This window comes from Parafrankia discariae, assembly GCF_000373365.1.
Taxonomy (GTDB): domain Bacteria; phylum Actinomycetota; class Actinomycetes; order Frankiales; family Frankiaceae; genus Parafrankia; species Parafrankia discariae.
Genome location: NZ_KB891102.1, coordinates 252542 through 267613, shown reverse-complemented (window position 1 = coordinate 267613; position 15072 = coordinate 252542). Strand labels below are relative to the sequence as shown.

14 protein-coding genes are annotated in these 15072 nt (G+C 74.5%); 12 read left to right on the top strand and 2 right to left on the bottom strand.

Going from position 1 to position 15072, the window contains the following annotated elements:
- The first annotated feature begins 7 nt into the window (after positions 1 to 7).
- The 5 genes from mraY to murC (B056_RS34665) all read left to right on the top strand — a co-directional run bounded on the left by mraY (position 8) and on the right by murC (B056_RS34665) (position 6705).
- Positions 8 to 1075 carry a phospho-N-acetylmuramoyl-pentapeptide-transferase gene (gene mraY / locus B056_RS0101110; RefSeq protein ID WP_018500058.1) on the top strand — a complete coding sequence of 356 codons (1068 nt, stop codon included), beginning with the start codon at positions 8 to 10 and terminating at the stop codon, positions 1073 to 1075.
- A 2-nt stretch (positions 1076 to 1077) separates the two neighbouring features.
- Complete coding sequence (gene murD, locus B056_RS0101105) at positions 1078 to 2592, top strand: UDP-N-acetylmuramoyl-L-alanine--D-glutamate ligase (RefSeq protein WP_018500057.1); 1515 nt, start codon at positions 1078 to 1080, stop codon at positions 2590 to 2592.
- Positions 2593 to 2648: 56 nt separating this feature from the next.
- Positions 2649 to 4118, top strand: coding sequence for a putative lipid II flippase FtsW (gene ftsW, locus B056_RS0101100; RefSeq protein WP_018500056.1), 1470 nt, complete (start codon positions 2649 to 2651; stop codon positions 4116 to 4118).
- A gap of 78 nt (positions 4119 to 4196) precedes the next feature.
- Entirely contained in the window at positions 4197 to 5327 is a 1131-nt protein-coding gene (gene murG, locus B056_RS0101095; protein ID WP_026239191.1) for an undecaprenyldiphospho-muramoylpentapeptide beta-N-acetylglucosaminyltransferase, read from the top strand.
- A gap of 13 nt (positions 5328 to 5340) precedes the next feature.
- Complete coding sequence (gene murC, locus B056_RS34665; protein WP_018500054.1) at positions 5341 to 6705, top strand: UDP-N-acetylmuramate--L-alanine ligase; 1365 nt, start codon at positions 5341 to 5343, stop codon at positions 6703 to 6705.
- 178 nt (positions 6706 to 6883) lie between these two features.
- Here murC (B056_RS34665) and B056_RS0101085 read toward each other — a convergent pair whose 3' ends face one another.
- Complete coding sequence (locus B056_RS0101085; RefSeq protein WP_018500053.1) at positions 6884 to 7372, bottom strand: nitroreductase/quinone reductase family protein; 489 nt, start codon at positions 7370 to 7372, stop codon at positions 6884 to 6886.
- A 116-nt stretch (positions 7373 to 7488) separates the two neighbouring features.
- On the bottom strand, positions 7489 to 9165 hold the full coding sequence (gene murC, locus B056_RS0101080) for a UDP-N-acetylmuramate--L-alanine ligase (protein ID WP_018500052.1): 1677 nt from the start codon (positions 9163 to 9165) through the stop codon (positions 7489 to 7491).
- A gap of 306 nt (positions 9166 to 9471) precedes the next feature.
- On the opposite strand from murC (B056_RS0101080), the gene ftsZ reads away from it, so the two are divergent.
- The 7 genes from ftsZ to B056_RS43405 all read left to right on the top strand — a co-directional run bounded on the left by ftsZ (position 9472) and on the right by B056_RS43405 (position 14990).
- The gene (gene ftsZ / locus B056_RS0101075) at positions 9472 to 11100 is read left to right on the top strand and encodes a cell division protein FtsZ (RefSeq protein WP_018500051.1); all 1629 of its coding nucleotides are present in this window, start codon (positions 9472 to 9474) and stop codon (positions 11098 to 11100) included.
- 6 nt (positions 11101 to 11106) lie between these two features.
- A complete protein-coding gene (gene pgeF, locus B056_RS0101070; RefSeq protein WP_018500050.1) occupies positions 11107 to 11781 on the top strand; it encodes a peptidoglycan editing factor PgeF in 675 nt (224 codons plus the stop codon).
- Positions 11778 to 12749 carry a YggS family pyridoxal phosphate enzyme gene (locus B056_RS0101065; RefSeq protein ID WP_018500049.1) on the top strand — a complete coding sequence of 324 codons (972 nt, stop codon included), beginning with the start codon at positions 11778 to 11780 and terminating at the stop codon, positions 12747 to 12749. The genes pgeF and B056_RS0101065 overlap by 4 nt, the downstream gene beginning before the upstream one ends.
- Before the next feature lie 10 nt (positions 12750 to 12759).
- A complete protein-coding gene (locus B056_RS0101060; protein ID WP_018500048.1) occupies positions 12760 to 13317 on the top strand; it encodes a cell division protein SepF in 558 nt (185 codons plus the stop codon).
- Positions 13318 to 13423: 106 nt separating this feature from the next.
- Positions 13424 to 13678, top strand: coding sequence for a YggT family protein (locus B056_RS0101055; protein WP_018500047.1), 255 nt, complete (start codon positions 13424 to 13426; stop codon positions 13676 to 13678).
- Positions 13679 to 13772: 94 nt separating this feature from the next.
- The gene (locus tag B056_RS0101050; protein ID WP_018500046.1) at positions 13773 to 14828 is read left to right on the top strand and encodes a DivIVA domain-containing protein; all 1056 of its coding nucleotides are present in this window, start codon (positions 13773 to 13775) and stop codon (positions 14826 to 14828) included.
- Between the two features lie 6 nt (positions 14829 to 14834).
- On the top strand, positions 14835 to 14990 hold the full coding sequence (locus B056_RS43405; protein ID WP_018500045.1) for a hypothetical protein: 156 nt from the start codon (positions 14835 to 14837) through the stop codon (positions 14988 to 14990).
- The last annotated feature ends 82 nt before the right edge of the window (positions 14991 to 15072 follow it).

Here is a 15072-nt window from a genome sequence, read left to right as displayed (position 1 = left end):
CGCTCGCGTGAGAGGAGTTCTCTTCGCGGCACTGGTCGCGCTGGTCATCTCCCTGCTCGGCACCCCGTCGGTGATCCGCTTCTTCCGGCGGCAGGGCTACGGGCAGGAGATCCGTGAGGACGGGCCGTCGAGCCACCTGACCAAGCGCGGCACGCCCACCATGGGCGGCACCGTCATCATCCTCGCCACCCTCGCCGGGTACTTCGTCTCGCACCTGGTCACCGGCATCGGCTTCACCGCCTCGGGCCTGCTGGTCCTGATGGTGATGACGGGCCTGGGCCTGGTGGGCTTCCTGGACGACTACATCAAGATCCGCAAGCAGCGCAGCCTGGGGCTGACGGCCCGGACGAAGTTCGCCGGCCAGGCCGCGGTCGCGCTGGCGTTCGGGCTGCTGGCCGTCCGGTTCAAGAACGACGGCGGGCTGCTGCCGGGCTCGACGTTCATCTCGGTGGTGCGCGACACCGGGTTCTCGATCGGCCTGATCGGGTTCCCGCTGCTCGCCTGGATCATCATCGCCGCCACCTCGAACGCGGTGAACCTCACCGACGGCCTGGACGGTCTGGCCGCCGGCACGTCCGCGATGGTCTTCGGCGCCTACGTGGTGATTTCCTTCTGGCAGTTCGGCAACGTCTGCGAGTCCGGGGCGCTGACCGAGGGCTGCTACTACGTGCGTGACCCGCTCGACGTCGCCCTGGTCTCGGCCGCCGCGATGGGGGCCTGTTTCGGCTTCCTGTGGTGGAACGCCAGCCCGGCGAAGATCTTCATGGGGGACACCGGTTCGCTCGCGCTCGGCGGGGCGTTCGCCAGCATCGCGATCGTCAGCCGCACCGAGCTGCTGCTGTTCGTGCTGGGGGGCCTGTTCGTCATCGAGACGCTGTCGGTCATGATCCAGGTAGCGTTCTTCAAGGCGACGAAGAAACGGGTGTTCAACATGGCGCCCATCCACCATCACTTCGAGCTCGCTGAGTGGCCGGAGACGACGGTGATCATCCGGTTCTGGATCGTCTCCGGTCTGGCCGTGGCGTTCGGTCTGGGCCTGTTCTACGCCGAGTACCTTTCCCACGGGGGCGGTTGACCATGAGTACTCCCGCCACACCGGAGCTCGCGGGCACGGGGCTGGCCGGCGCTCAGGTCACGGTCGTCGGAGTGGGCGTCTCCGGCGCGGCGGCGGCCGGGGCGCTGGCCGCCCGCGGCGCCCGGGTGGTCGTGGTGGACGCCGCCGACGGCCCGGCCCAGCGGGCCGCCGCCGAGCGGCTGCGGGCGGCGGGGATCGAGGTCCGGCTCGGCGCTCTGCCGGCCGAGGTCGGGGCGGCGTCGCTCGTCGTGACCTCGCCGGGTGTCCCGCCGGGCACCCCGCTGCTGCGGGCGGCCGAGGCGGCCGGGGTCCCGGTGTGGGGCGAGGTGGAGCTCGCCTGGCGGTGGCGGGGCCTGTCCCGCTGGCTCGCGGTCACCGGCACGAACGGCAAGACCACCACGACCGAGATGCTCGGCGCGATGCTCGTCGCCGGGGGGCGGCGCGCCACCACCGCCGGGAACATCGGCACGCCCATCGTGACGGCCGTCGAGACCCGGCCGCCCTACGACGCGCTGGCCGTCGAACTGTCCAGCTTCCAGCTGCACTACACGTCCACCGTCGCCCCACGGGCGGCGGTGATCCTCAACGTCGCGCCGGACCATCTCGACTGGCACGGCGGAGCCGCCGCCTACGCGGCGGCGAAGGCGCGGATCTGGGCCGCCCCGCACACCGTCGCCGTCGGCAACGTGGACGACCCGGCGAGCCTGGAGCTGCTGTCGCGGGCACCGGGCCGGCGGGTCACCTTCGGGCTGGACCCGAACGCCACCCCGCGGCCCGACCTGACCGTCGTACAGGGCTACCTGGTCGACCGGGCCTTCTCCGGCGGCCGGCTGATCGCGGTGGCCGATCTCGGCGCGGCCGGCCGCTCACCCGGGCGTCGCCCGCCGTCCACCGACGGTGCCGGGTCCGGCGACGGGCCCGGCCCGTTCGGCGGCGGCCAGTTCCGGGACGACCGTTTCCCCGCCTTCGCCACCGGCGCGGAGCTGGGACCGCACAACATCGCCAACGCGCTGGCCGCCGCCGCGCTGGCCCGCGCCGACGGGGTGGACCCGGCGGCCATCGGCGCGGCGCTCGCCTCGTTCCGGCCCGGCGCGCACCGCAACGTCACCGTCGGCCGGCGCGGCGGGGTCCGCTACGTCGACGACAGCAAGGCCACCAACCCGCACGCCGCCGCGGCGTCGCTGCGCGCCTACCCGTCGGTGGTGTGGATCGCGGGCGGCCTGAACAAGGGGCTCGAGTTCGACGATCTCGTGGTCTCGGCCCGTCGCGGGCTACGCGCGGTGGTCCTGATCGGCCAGTGCGCCGACGAGGTGGCCGCGGCTCTCGCCCGACACGCCCCCGATGTCCCCGTGGAACGGGCCGCGGGCATGGACGATGCGGTGGAGGCCGCCGCGAAGCTCGCGGCACCGGGCGACACGGTGCTGCTCGCGCCCGCGGCGGCGTCGATGGACATGTTCCGTGACTACGCGGAGCGCGGCGACCTGTTCGCCGCGGCCGTGCGAGCGCGGGGAGGCTGACCGCCGGCGCTCTCCCTCCCAGCGCGACACCGGAGAGGAGGAGCGTGAGTGAGCGCATGACGGGTGCGCGAACCACCGGGCCGGGGACGGCCGTCGCCGGGTCGAGGCCCGCGGGCGGCAACGGCAAGGGTGGCACCGGCGCGGGCCGCACCGGCAAAGGCGCGGCCGGTACAGCCGGCGCGGGCGCGAGCGGCGCCGTGGGCGCCCCGGCGGTCACCGACCCGGGCGGAGCCGGCGGGCCGAGTCCCGGCGCCGGCGGGCCGGAGGCCACCGGGGCCCGGCGGGGCTGGGCCGGCGATCCCCGCACACCCGTCCTCGACCGCCCGCTGGCCTCGTACTACCTGCTGCTCTCCTCCGCCGGCCTGCTGCTGCTGCTCGGCCTGGTCATGGTGCTCTCGGCGTCCGGCCCGCGGTCCTTCCAGGACTTCGGCTCGGCCTACACGCTGTTCCTGCGCCAGGCGACCTGGGCCGGCATCGGCGTCCCGCTGCTGCTGGTGGCGAGCCGCCTGCCGATCCGGGTCTTCCGGGCCGCCGCCTACCCGTTGCTGGGCGTGACCGTCCTGCTGCTGATGGCGGTGCTCGTCCCGGGGATCGGGCATGTCGAGAACGGCTCCCGGCAGTGGATCCCGCTCGGTCCGTACACGCTGCAGCCGAGCGAGTTCGCCAAGATCACCCTGGTGCTGTGGTGCTCGGACGTCCTGGTCCGCAAGCGTCGCCTGCTGGTCAACTGGAAGCACCTGATCATCCCGGTGGTACCCGGCTTCCTGTTCATCGACCTGCTGCTCATGCTCGAGCCCGACCTGGGCGGCTCGATCTGCGTCACCGTGGTCCCGCTGGCGGTGCTCTGGGTGATCGGCACCCCGCTGCGGATCTACGCCGGGCTGCTCGGCGGCATGGTCGGCGCCGCCAGCGTCCTGGCGATCAGCGCGCCGTACCGGCTGGAACGGCTGATGTCCTTCCGGGATCCCTTCGCCGACCCGAACAACACCGGCTTCCAGGCCGTCCACGGCATCTACGCGCTGTCGTCCGGCGGCTGGTGGGGGGAGGGCCTGGGCGCCTCCCGGGAGAAGTGGCCGGACCTGCTGCCCGCCGTGCACACCGACTTCATCCTCGCGATCATCGGTGAGGAGCTCGGCCTGCTCGGGAGCCTGGTGACCGTCACGCTGTTCGGCGTGCTGGGCTACGCGGGCCTGCGCATCGCGCACCGCAGCGACGACCTGTTCATCCGGCTGGCCGCCACGGCGGTCACCGCCTGGATCATCGCCCAGGCGGTGGTGAACATGGGCGCGGTCGTCGGACTGCTGCCGATCACCGGGGTGACCCTGCCGCTGGTGTCCTTCGGCGGATCGGCGCTGCTGCCGACGATGGGCGCGCTGGGGATGCTGCTGGCCTTCGCCCGCCGGGAGCCGGACGCCGTCGTCTACCTGGCGGAACGGGCCGAGGCACGCCGGGCGGGGCGGGCCGGGCGGCGGTGGCTGCGCCGCCGCCGCGCCGCCCGGGTGGAGACCCCCGGAGCGGCGGTCTGAGCGGCCGCGCCAGGGCACCCGCGTGTTCGGCCGACCATGTTGCGTGGACGGCGCCCCGATGTGGAATCGTCAGGCCCGATGTTGCGAAGTGTGCTGCTCGCCGGCGGCGGAACTGCCGGCCACGTGGAACCGGCCCTCGCGGTCGCCGACGCGCTGCGCGCGGACGACCCCAGGATCCGGGTGACCCTGCTCGGCACCGAGACCGGGCTGGAGGCGAAACTCGTCCCGGCCCGCGGTTACGAGCTGGCGACCGTGCCGAAGGTGCCGATGCCCCGGCGTCCCTCGCCGGCGCTGCTCACGGTGCCGAAGCGGCTGGCGGCCGCCGTCGGCGCGGCCCGCGCGACGCTGCGCGAGGTGCGGGCGGACGTCGTGGTGGGCTTCGGCGGCTACGTCGCCGTGCCCGCCTACGTGGCCGCGCGCCGGCTGGGGGTGCCGATCGTCGTGCACGAGGCCAACCCGCTGCCCGGCCTCGCCAACCGGCTGGGTGCGCGGCTCACGCCGTTCGTGGCCACCTCCTACCCCAGCACCCCGCTGCGCGGGTCCAGGCTGACCGGGATCCCGCTGCGCGCGGAGATCCTCACCCTGGACCGTTCGGCGCCGGCGGCGCGTGCGGCGCGGGCCCGCTACGGCCTGGACGCCCACCGTCCCACCCTGCTCGTCTTCGGCGGGTCGCAGGGCGCCCGCTCGCTGAACACGGCGCTGGTCGGCGCGGCGCGGGAGCTGACCGGCGCGGGTGTGCAGGTGCTGCACGCCACCGGGCCGAAGAACTACGACGAGGTCGCCGCCGCGCTGCCCGCCGGGCTGGCCGCGCCCTACCGGGCGGTGCCCTATCTCGACCATATCCCCTCCGCGTACGCGGCGGCCGACATGAGCCTGTGCCGCTCCGGCGCGATGACGTGCGCCGAGCTCGCGGCGGTCGGCCTGCCGGCGGTGTACGTCCCGCTGCCGCACGGCAACGGCGAGCAGCGCCGTAACGCGCTGCCGACGGTGGAGGCCGGCGGCGGGCTGCTGGTGGATGACGCCGAGCTGAGCCCCGACTGGCTGACGGCCAACCTGCTCCCGGTGCTGACCTCGGCCGAGCGGCTGGGGAAGATGTCCGCTGCCTGCGCCGGCACCGGCCATCCGGACGCCGCCCGCGCGATCGTCGCGATGATCCGGCTGGCCGAGCCGACCCGCAGGCGGGCCCGGCCGAGGCACGCGGCGAACTGAGCGGGCTGGCGACGTGACGGCGCGAGATCTTCCCGCGGGCTGGCGGCGGGTCCACCTCGTCGGCATCGGCGGGATCGCGATGAGCGGCCTGGCACGACTGCTGGTGGCGCGGGGCGCGACGGTCTCCGGCAGCGACGCGGTCGAGTCCCGGCGGCTGGCGTCGCTGCGCGCGCTCGGTGTTCCGGTCACGGTGGGCACCGGCCCGCGCGGCTTCGACGCCGCCCGGCTCGACGGGGTCGAGCTCGTCGTCGTGGCGCCCGCGGTGCCGGGCGACGACCCGGAGCTCGTCGAGGCGCGCCGGCGCGAGCTGCGGGTGCTGACCCGCTCCGCCGCGCTCGCCGGGCTGATGGCCGGCCACCGGGGCGTCGCGGTCGCGGGCTCGCACGGCAAGACCACGGTGGCGATGATGCTCACCGCCGCCCTGCAGGCCTGCGGTGAGGACCCCACGTTCGCGGTCGGCGGCGATCCGGGCGAGGCCGGTTCGCACACCCACGCGGGCGGATCCGAGCTGATGGTCGTCGAGGCCGACGAGGACGCCGGCGCGTTCTGGCAGCTCCAGCCGCACGGCGTGGTGCTGACGGGGGTGGCCGCCGAGCATCTCGACCACTACCGGACGATGCCCGCCCTCGCCGCGTCGTTCGCGACGTTCCTGCGCCGGGTCGACCCGGACGGCTTCCTGGTCGCCTGCGTGGACGACGCGGCCGGGTGGGCGCTCGCCACGGCGGCGGCCGAGCACGCCGACCGTTGGCGCCGCGCCGGCGGCGTCGGCCCCGGAGGTGGAGGCGTCGGCCCGGACGGCGGCCGGCCGTGGCTGACGGGGTACGGGTTCGGGCCGTCCGCCGATGTCCGGCTCGTCGCCGAGCAGATCTCGATCGCGGGCACCAGCGCGGAGGTCGTCGTTCACGGCGTCCGGCTGGGCCGGCTGTCGTTGCGGGTCCCCGGCCGGCACCATCTGCTGGACGCCGCGGCCGCCCTGGCCGCCGGGATCGCCCTGGGCGCCCTGCTGGCCGGGCTGGCCGAGTTCGCCGGGGTCCGCCGCCGCTTCGAGTCGCTCGGGTCGGCGGGTGGGGTGCGGGTGGTCGACGACTACGCCAACCATCCGGACCGGGTGGCCGCCGCGGTCGAGGCGGCGCGGGCGGCGGCCGGCGGTGGCCGGGTCGTCGTCGCGTTCCAGCCGCACCTGTACAGCCGGACGGCCCTGCTCGCCGACCGGTTCGGCGCCGCGCTCGGCTCGGCCGACGCGGTCGTGGTGATGGATGTCTACGGGGCCGGGGAGCAGCCCGAGCCGGGCGCCGGCGGAGCCCGGGTGGCCGCGGCCACCCGGGCCGGCGCGGCGCGGGCCGAGGCGGCCCGGCCCGGCCCGGCGACCTGGTCATGACCCTGGGTGCCGGGGACGTGACGCAGGTGGGCCCGGAGCTGCTGCGCCTGCTGGCCGAACGCTCGGCCCTGCCGAGCTAGCCCAGGCCGCGGGCCGACGCGGAAGTGGGGCGGCTGAGTGAGCCCCAGGGGTTCACTCAGCCGCCCCGTTTCGGTTCGAAGCGTGTCGGGGCGGTGGGTCAGTGCACCGCGGCGAGGATGACGACCGGGATCTCGCGGGTCGCCTGGTCCTGGTGGGTGCGCAGGCCGGGCATGCTGTCCACCAGGGCCGTGTGGAGCCGCTCGCGCTCGGGCCCCGCGGCGGTGGACGCCTCCGCGTCGAACCGGTCGGCGTCGAGCTCCACGGTGACCTTCGGGTGCGCCAGCAGGTTCCGGTACCACTGGGGGTGCGCCGCGGCGGCCATGTTCGAGGCGTAGACGACGAGGCGCCGGGCCGGGGCGTCCCGGGGGTCGGCGGTGTCGTGCGCCGGGGAATCGTCCGTCACGTAGCCCAGCGGCGTGGTGTGCGGGCGTCCGGTGCGCTCGCCGACGGTCGTCAGCAGCAGGAGCCGGGAGCCGGACAGCGTCTTCTCCAGCCTGCCGCCGTTGGCGCGGTACTCGGCGATCACCGCCTGGTTGACCACCCGGAAGTCGAACCCGCGGCTGTCCGCGGCTCGAGTCTCGGTCATCGTCGTCCCTCCTCACCCTTTCCGCCGGGGCACCCGCCGGGACGGGGGAGTGCGCGTTCACCGGAGAATGTCACGCGGCGCAGTCAACCATCGACTCCGCGCACCGCCGTGCAGGGTCAGGCCGGCAGGCCCGTCGCGTCCTGGTCACCCGCCCGATTGCTCCCGGAAAGTGCTTCGGTGCCGCCGGCGGTGAGCAGGTCCAGCAGGCGTGGGCCGAGCGTGGTGATCGTCCCGGCGCCCAGGGTGAGCAGCATGACGCCGTGCGTGCCGTCGGCCGCCGGGCCGCCGGGGTCGCCGCCGCCGCCGGCACTGGCACCGGCGGCGAGGTCGCCGATCTCGGTGAGGTCGGCGACGAGCCGGCCCGGCAGGTCGGGCCAGGCCACGTAGCCGGCGACGGCCGGCCGGCTGATCCGCCCGGCGAGGTCGGAGGCGTGCAGGCCCAGGTCGTCGGTCTCACGCGCGGCGTACACGTCGGTCACGTAGACCCGGTCGGCGTCGCCGAAGGCCGTCGCGAAGTCGTCGAGCAACGCGGCGAGGCGGCTGAAGGTGTGCGGCTGCGCGACCGCCCAGACCTGCCGGCCGGCGGCGCGGTCACGGGCCGCGCGCAGGGTGGCGCGGATCTCGGTCGGGTGGTGCGCGTAGTCGTCGACGATCTCCACCCGGGTGCCGCCGGGCGCACTCGCCCGGCCCACGACGTCGAAGCGCCGGGACGCGCCCGCGTACGTCCCCAGCGTCCGCAGGGCGTCCGCCGGCGGCACCCCCAGCTCGGTGGCGGTGGCGAGGGCGGCGAGGGCGTCCAGGGCGATGTGGGGGCCGGGCAGCGCCAGGGTGAGCTCGCCGACCCGCTTCCCGTCGCGCAGCACGGTCGAGGTGGAGCCGCCGCCGGGCAGGGGGACGTAGTCGACCGCCCGCCAGGTCCGGCCGGGAGCGAAGCCGTAGTCGACCACCCGGGCCCGCGCCGCGCCGGCCCGCTCGCCGGGCGCGGGCCGCCGGTCGAGCTCGGCGAGCACCGCGGTGACGCCGGGATGGTCGCCACAGACGACCAGTCGCCCGCCCGGACGGACCCGGGCGGCGAAGTCGGCGAACACCGCGCGCACCGAGGCCTCGTCCGGGAAGAGGTCCGGATGCTCCCACTCGACGTTGGTGATGATCGCGAGCTCCGGGTCCAGCCCGGCGAACGCGCCGCCGTACTCGTCCGCCTCCAGGACGAACACCTCGCCCCGGCCGGCCACGGCGCTGCCGCCCAACTGGGCCACATCGGCACCGATGACCGCGGTCGGGTCGGCACCGCCGGCCGCCAGCACCAGGGTCAGCATCGCCGCGGTGGTGGTCTTGCCGTGCGAGCCGGCGACCGCCACCAGGCGGTAGGGCGCGGTCAGCTCCGGCAGCCAGTCCGAGCGCCGCCGGACGGGGACGCCGAGCTCGCGGGCGGCGACGATCTCCGGGTGGTCGTCACGCAGCGCGCTGGAGGCCACGACGACGTCCGCCGCGGACAGCTCCGCGGCCAGCGCCGCCGCGTCGGCCGCGGGGCCGACCCGGACGGGGACCCCCAGCTCACGCAGCATGGCGACCCGCGGTGAGTCCTCCTGGTCGCTGCCGGAGACCTGGCCGCCGGCGGCCAGGTGGATCTGGGCGAGCGGTGACAGTCCGGCGCCGCCGATGCCGAGGAAGTGGACCCGCCGGGGCTGCCTGGGGCGGTCGCGGGGGTCGGGGACGACGGGCGGCGACGCGGCGGCGCGGGCGGTCGGAGCGGCCGGAGCGGCCGGAGCGTCGTCGGAGTGCGGACCGGTCACGCCACGCAGTACACACCACCGGGCAGGGCCTTTGCGGAGCTGCCCCGGGCGAGCCGGGACCGGTGTGACGAACGGGACGCGAATCCCATCCGTGTGACGCGCCGCCAGCGTCCTTGACCACCGACGAAGCCGTGCCTACTGTCCGATCCACAGTCGGAAGTTGACATAACTGTAACCGTCTAGCTGACGGTGAAGGTTGAGGCTGCTCGGCTGCTTCCCCGCTCCAATCGGTCGTAAGGCCGCGGGCTAACGGAGCCGGGGAGCCCCCCTGCTCGCCCACCGACGCCGCTGGAGGACCGACACCGCATGGCAGCCCCCCAGAACTATCTCGCGGTCATCAAGGTCGTCGGGATAGGCGGAGGCGGCGTAAACGCCGTCAACCGGATGATCGAAGTCGGGCTGAAGGGTGTCGAGTTCATCGCCATCAACACCGACGCCCAGGCGCTGTTGATGAGCGACGCCGACGTCAAGCTCGACGTCGGCCGTGAACTCACCCGTGGCCTGGGGGCCGGTGCCGACCCGGAGGTCGGCCGCCAGGCCGCCGAGGATCACCGCGAGGAGATCGAGGAGGTCCTCAAGGGGGCCGACATGGTCTTCGTGACCGCGGGTGAGGGCGGTGGCACCGGCACCGGTGGTGCTCCCGTCGTCGCCAACGTGGCCCGCTCACTCGGCGCGCTGACGATCGGCGTGGTGACGCGTCCGTTCACCTTCGAGGGCCGCCGCCGCGCGACCCAGGCCGACACGGGCATCGACACCCTCCGCAATGAGGTCGACACCCTCATCGTCATCCCGAACGACCGCCTTCTCGCGATGACCGATCGCGACATCAGCGTCCTGGACGCCTTCCGCAGCGCAGACCAGGTGCTGCTCTCCGGTGTCCAGGGCATCACCGACCTGATCACCACCCCTGGTCTGATCAACCTCGACTTCGCCGACGTCAAGACGGTCATGTCGCACGCCGGCAGTGCCCTGATGGGCATCGGCCGGGCGCGGGGCGACGACCGGGCCACGGTCGCCGCCGAGCAGGCCATCGCCTCCCCCCTGCTGGAGGCCAGCATGGACGGCGCACAGGGCGTCCTGCTGAACATCTCCGGCGGGTCCGATCTCGGGCTGTTCGAGATCAACGCCGCGGCCGAGCTGGTCGCCGACGCGGCCCATCCCGAGGCGAACATCATCTTCGGTGCGGTCATCGACGACGCCCTCGGCGACGAGGTGCGGGTCACCGTGATCGCCGCCGGGTTCGACACCGTGCAGGACCGGCGGACCCGCACGCTCGCCACCCAGCGCCGGCCACCGGGGCCGGGTGGTGCGGCCGGTGGCCCGCCCCAGCCGGGGGCCCCCGGCCAGCCGGCGGCCCAGCCGGGCCCGGGCGGCGCACCGAGCACCACGGCGCTGCCGCCGATCCCGAACGTGCCGGCACCGCCGCGGCCCGCGCCGACCCACTCGACCTACCTGCCGCCGACGAGCCAGCAGGTCGGCCACTACGTGCCGGATCCGCTGCCCGACGACCGCGCCCCGAGCCAGGCCGGCGCGCCGGCGGTGAGCTCCGCCGGCGACCAGCGGCCCATGGGTGGGCCGCCCCGTCGGGAGCACCCGGACCAGGCCGGGGAGGGCGGCTACGCCCGTTCCGCGCCGGCTGCCGGCATCCAGGGCGGCGGCCATCCGGCTCCCAGCCACCAGGCTCCCGGGCACGGCGCTCCGGCCCACGCGGCCTCGGCGCAGGGCCTGCCCCGCACCGGGCTCGGGCCCGGCGGGGCCGCTCCCAACGGGGTCCCGGGCGGGCCCGGAGCCGCTCCGGTCGGCGGCGCCCCGCCGCAGGCCGGCCGCGGCCCGGACCCGGCCCGTCCCGGCCCGCGTCCGACCTACCCGCCGCGCCGCCCCGTCCGCCCGGTGGCCGACGACGACGAGCTGGACGTCCCCGACTTCCTCAAGTAGGCGGCGGTGCCCCTCCTGGTGACCTCGCGTGACGGCGGCACGAGCGCGCCGCCGTACGCGGGGCTCAACCTCGGTGACCACGTGGGTGATGACCCGGAGGCGGTCGAGGCGAACCGGCGGCTGCTCGTGTCCCGGGTCGGCCGGCCGGTCCAGTTCATGCGGCAGGTGCACGGGGCCCGGGTGAGCCTGGTGCGGGCACCCGGGCCGCAGCCCGAGGCCGACGCCATGGTCACCGACACGACCGGCGTCGCGCTCGCGGTGCTGGTGGCCGACTGCGTGCCGGTGATCTTCGAGTCGCCGGCGGCGGTGGGCGTCGCGCACGCCGGCCGCCAGGGCATGGCGGCGGGTGTGCTGACGGCCACGTTGGAGATCTTCGACGAGCTCGGGGCCGACCGCGCGTCGATCGACGTCACGCTGGGCCCGGCGATCTGTGGGCGGTGCTACGAGGTGCCCGCCCAGATGCGCGCCGACGTCCAGCGGCAGGTTCCGGGCAGCGGGTCGTGGACCCGCTCGGGCACCCCGGCGCTGGATCTCCGGGCCGGGCTGCGCGCCCAGCTGGCGGCGGCGGGTGTGGGCCGTGTTGTGGTCTCTGATCGTTGCAGTGCCGAGTCCGGTGATCTCTACTCCTACCGCCGCGACGGGCGGACCGGGCGGTTCGCCGGCGTCGCCTGGCTGCCGTGACCGGGCCCGTACCCGGCCCCGGCCGCGAGACGGACCCGCGCCGGTTCGCGGAGCTGCGCGAGCGGCTGACAATCGTCCGTGACCGGATCGGCGTGGCCGCCCGGGACACGGGCCGTGACCCGGCGGAGCTGACCCTGATCGCCGTCAGCAAGACCCGGCCCGCCGAGGACGTCCTCGCGCTGGTCGCGCTGGGTGTCCGGCACTTCGCCGAGAACCGCGAGCAGGAGGCCGGCCCGAAGGCCGAGGCCGTCCGGCTGGCGCTGGCCGGCGCCGCCGCGGGCGGCCCGGAGGAGCACACGATGTGGTCCGATGGTGATCGTTCCCGGGAGTCGAGTCCGCTGGCCGACACGTCGGGGGCATGGCGTCCATCACGTGTGGATCATGCTCCGACCCTCGGGTCGGCCACCGGGCCCGATGTGCCGGTCTGGCATTTCGTCGGCCAGCTCCAGCGCAACAAGGCCCGGGCCGTGGCGGGCTGGGCGCACTGCGTGCAGTCGGTGGACCGAGCGCGACTGGTCGAGGCCCTTTCCCGGGCGGCAACGGCACGTGGTCGTCAGATATCCGTGTGCATACAGGTCAGTCTGGACCTCGCGGGGCCGGCCGCCGCCCCGGGTGCACCCGGGGCGCGAAACGCCCTGTCTACCAGGGAGAACGAGTCCCCCGCCGGGGCCGCGGACGGCGCTCGCGGCGGCGCCCTGCCCGCGGAGGTACCGGCGCTCGCCGAGCTCGTCGCCGGCTCCGAAGGGCTTGTTCTGGCGGGTGTGATGGCTGTCGCGCCACGCGGAGCACCCGCCAGGCCGGCCTTTGCGCGACTCCGTGAGGTAGCCGAACGACTTCGTTCCGAACATCCCGCCGCGACGCTAGTCAGCGCCGGGATGTCCGGTGATCTCGAGGACGCGGTTGCGGAGGGCGCGACACACCTTCGGATCGGCACCGCTTTGTTCGGTGAACGGCACGGTGTCCCTTAGAGTCGCGCCCATGGGGCTCGGTCGCAGGGCGATGGTCTACCTCGGGCTCGCCGAGGAGGACGAGGACTATCTCGACGACGACTATGACGACGGCGATCACGACGCCGTCCGAGGCGCTGTCCGGGAGGATCGGCGGGCCACGCTCGACCCGGTACCGATAGACCGGTCGGTCCGCCGGATCGATGCACGTGAGGAGCATGTCGCCATGCCGCGACGCCCACCGGTGGAGCATCTGCGACCGCCCGTGCCGACGCCGATGCGCCGGGTGGCGCCGGTGGAGGAGCCCCGGCCATACCGGATCACGACGCTCCAGCCGCGTAGCTACAATGAGGCCCGTCAGATCGGTGAGGAGTTCCGTGACGGGACTCCCGTTATCATGAACCTCACCGAGATGGACGACGTCGACGCCAAGCGGCTGGTCGACTTCGCCGCAGGGCTGATCTTCGGGCTCCGCGGCGACATCGAGAAGGTGACCAACAAGGTCTTCCTGCTCTCGCCGCACAACGTCGAGGTCACCGAGACAGACAAGCGACGCATCCGCGAGGGTGGGTTCTACAACCAGTCGTAGCAACCAGTCGTAGCCAGGGCAAGATCGTCCAGTAGGGTCGTCACCACTTCCCCTCGTCCTCCCGGGAGAGAGCACCATCAGCGCACTTGGAACTCTGCTCTTTTGGGTGCTGACGGCCTACCTGCTGCTCCTGATCGCTCGGTGGGTCATCGACCTGGTGCTCGCGCTGAGTGGTTCCTTCCGGCCGACCGGTCCCCTGGTCCTGCTCTTCGAGATCGTGTACACGGCGACTGACCCTCCGTTGCGATTCATCCGGCGGTTCATCCCGCCGTTGAGGGTAGGTAGCGTTGCGCTTGACCTCGGTTTCCTGCTTCTCTTCATAGTGATCGTCGTTTTGCAGAGCTATGCGCAGAGGCTGTGACTGAGGTCGTGTGCACACCGCGAGTGCGGGCAAGGCAGACTGCCCGCAGACCGCCCTCTCTTCGGGGAGCGGCGATGCCGCACGAGGAGGCAACGTGGCGCTGACACCGCAGGATGTTCAGAACAAGGTCTTCAGCCCGACGAGATTCCGCACGGGCTACAACGAGGACGAGGTCGACACCTTCCTTGATGAGGTCGAGGCCGAGCTGACGCGACTGCTCGACGAGAGCAGCGACCTGCGCAGGCAGCTCGACGAGGCCCGTCGCTCCGGCGGTGGCGGTCCCGGTGTCCCGGCACAGATCCTCGACGAGAACCAGCAGCTGCGCCGTCAGCTCGAGGAGTCCCGCCGGCAGCTGGCCCAGGCGCAGGCCCAGGCCGCGCAGGCGGCCCAGGCCGCCCGCGAGCGGCCCCCGATGCCCGCCGGCCCGCCTGGCGCGGGTCCGGGCGGTCCGGGTGGACCCGGTCTCGGTGCCCCCGGCGTGCCTGGTGGTCCGCCGGTGTCCGGTGGTCCGACGGCGGTCATGCCCGCGCTGGTGGGCGGGGGCGGTCAGGTCCCGGCCCGCACGGGTCCGGGAGCCGGTGGCCAGAACGACGCCGACATCGAGCAGCGGGTCGCGCGGACGCTCGTGCTCGCCCAGCGGACCGCCGACGAGGCGCTGCGGGAAGCCCGTGCCGAGTCGGAACGGGCTCGCCGCGACGCGCGCGCCGACGCCGACCGGATCCTCGGTGAGGCCCGGGCGCACGTCGCCGAGCAGCTCGGTGGGCTCGAGGACGACAAGCGTCGCCTCGAGGGCCAGGTCGAGCAGCTGCGCGCCTTCGAGCGCGAGTACCGCACGCGGTTGCGTGCCTACCTGGAGATGCAGCTGCGCGACCTGGACGGCATGCCCACCCAGCCGGCCGTCGGGCCGGGCATGCCGGCGCGCCCCGGGCTCAACCCCGGCGCGCCGACGCCCACCCCGGCCCCCGCGAGCGTCGGGATGGCGCAGACCGGTGGCGGCCAGCCACCCCAGCCCCAGCACGTGGGGGCGCAGGCGTTCCAGGGCGGCCCGCAGATGGGCGCCGCGACGCTCGCGCGGGAGAGCAACGGTCACGGCGGTCGTCCGGACCTCGACCCGGGTCGTCGCGAGGCCCCGGGCATGCAGGAGTTCTAGGCCACCATGGTGATGGTCAGCGGTGCCCTGGTGGTCATCGCCGCGGTGCTGGCCGTGGTCGGCCTGTTCGGCGCGGCCACCTGGTCGTACACCTCACTGATCGTCGGCTGCCTCGCCGCGGCCCTGCTGCCTGTCGCGGCCGTCCGGCGCGCCGGCGGCTGACGACACCCCGCCCGGCCGCGCGGCCGGGGCCGGGAAACCACGGCTGTCTCCGCCCAGGCCCGCGCCGACGGGCGTTCCACCG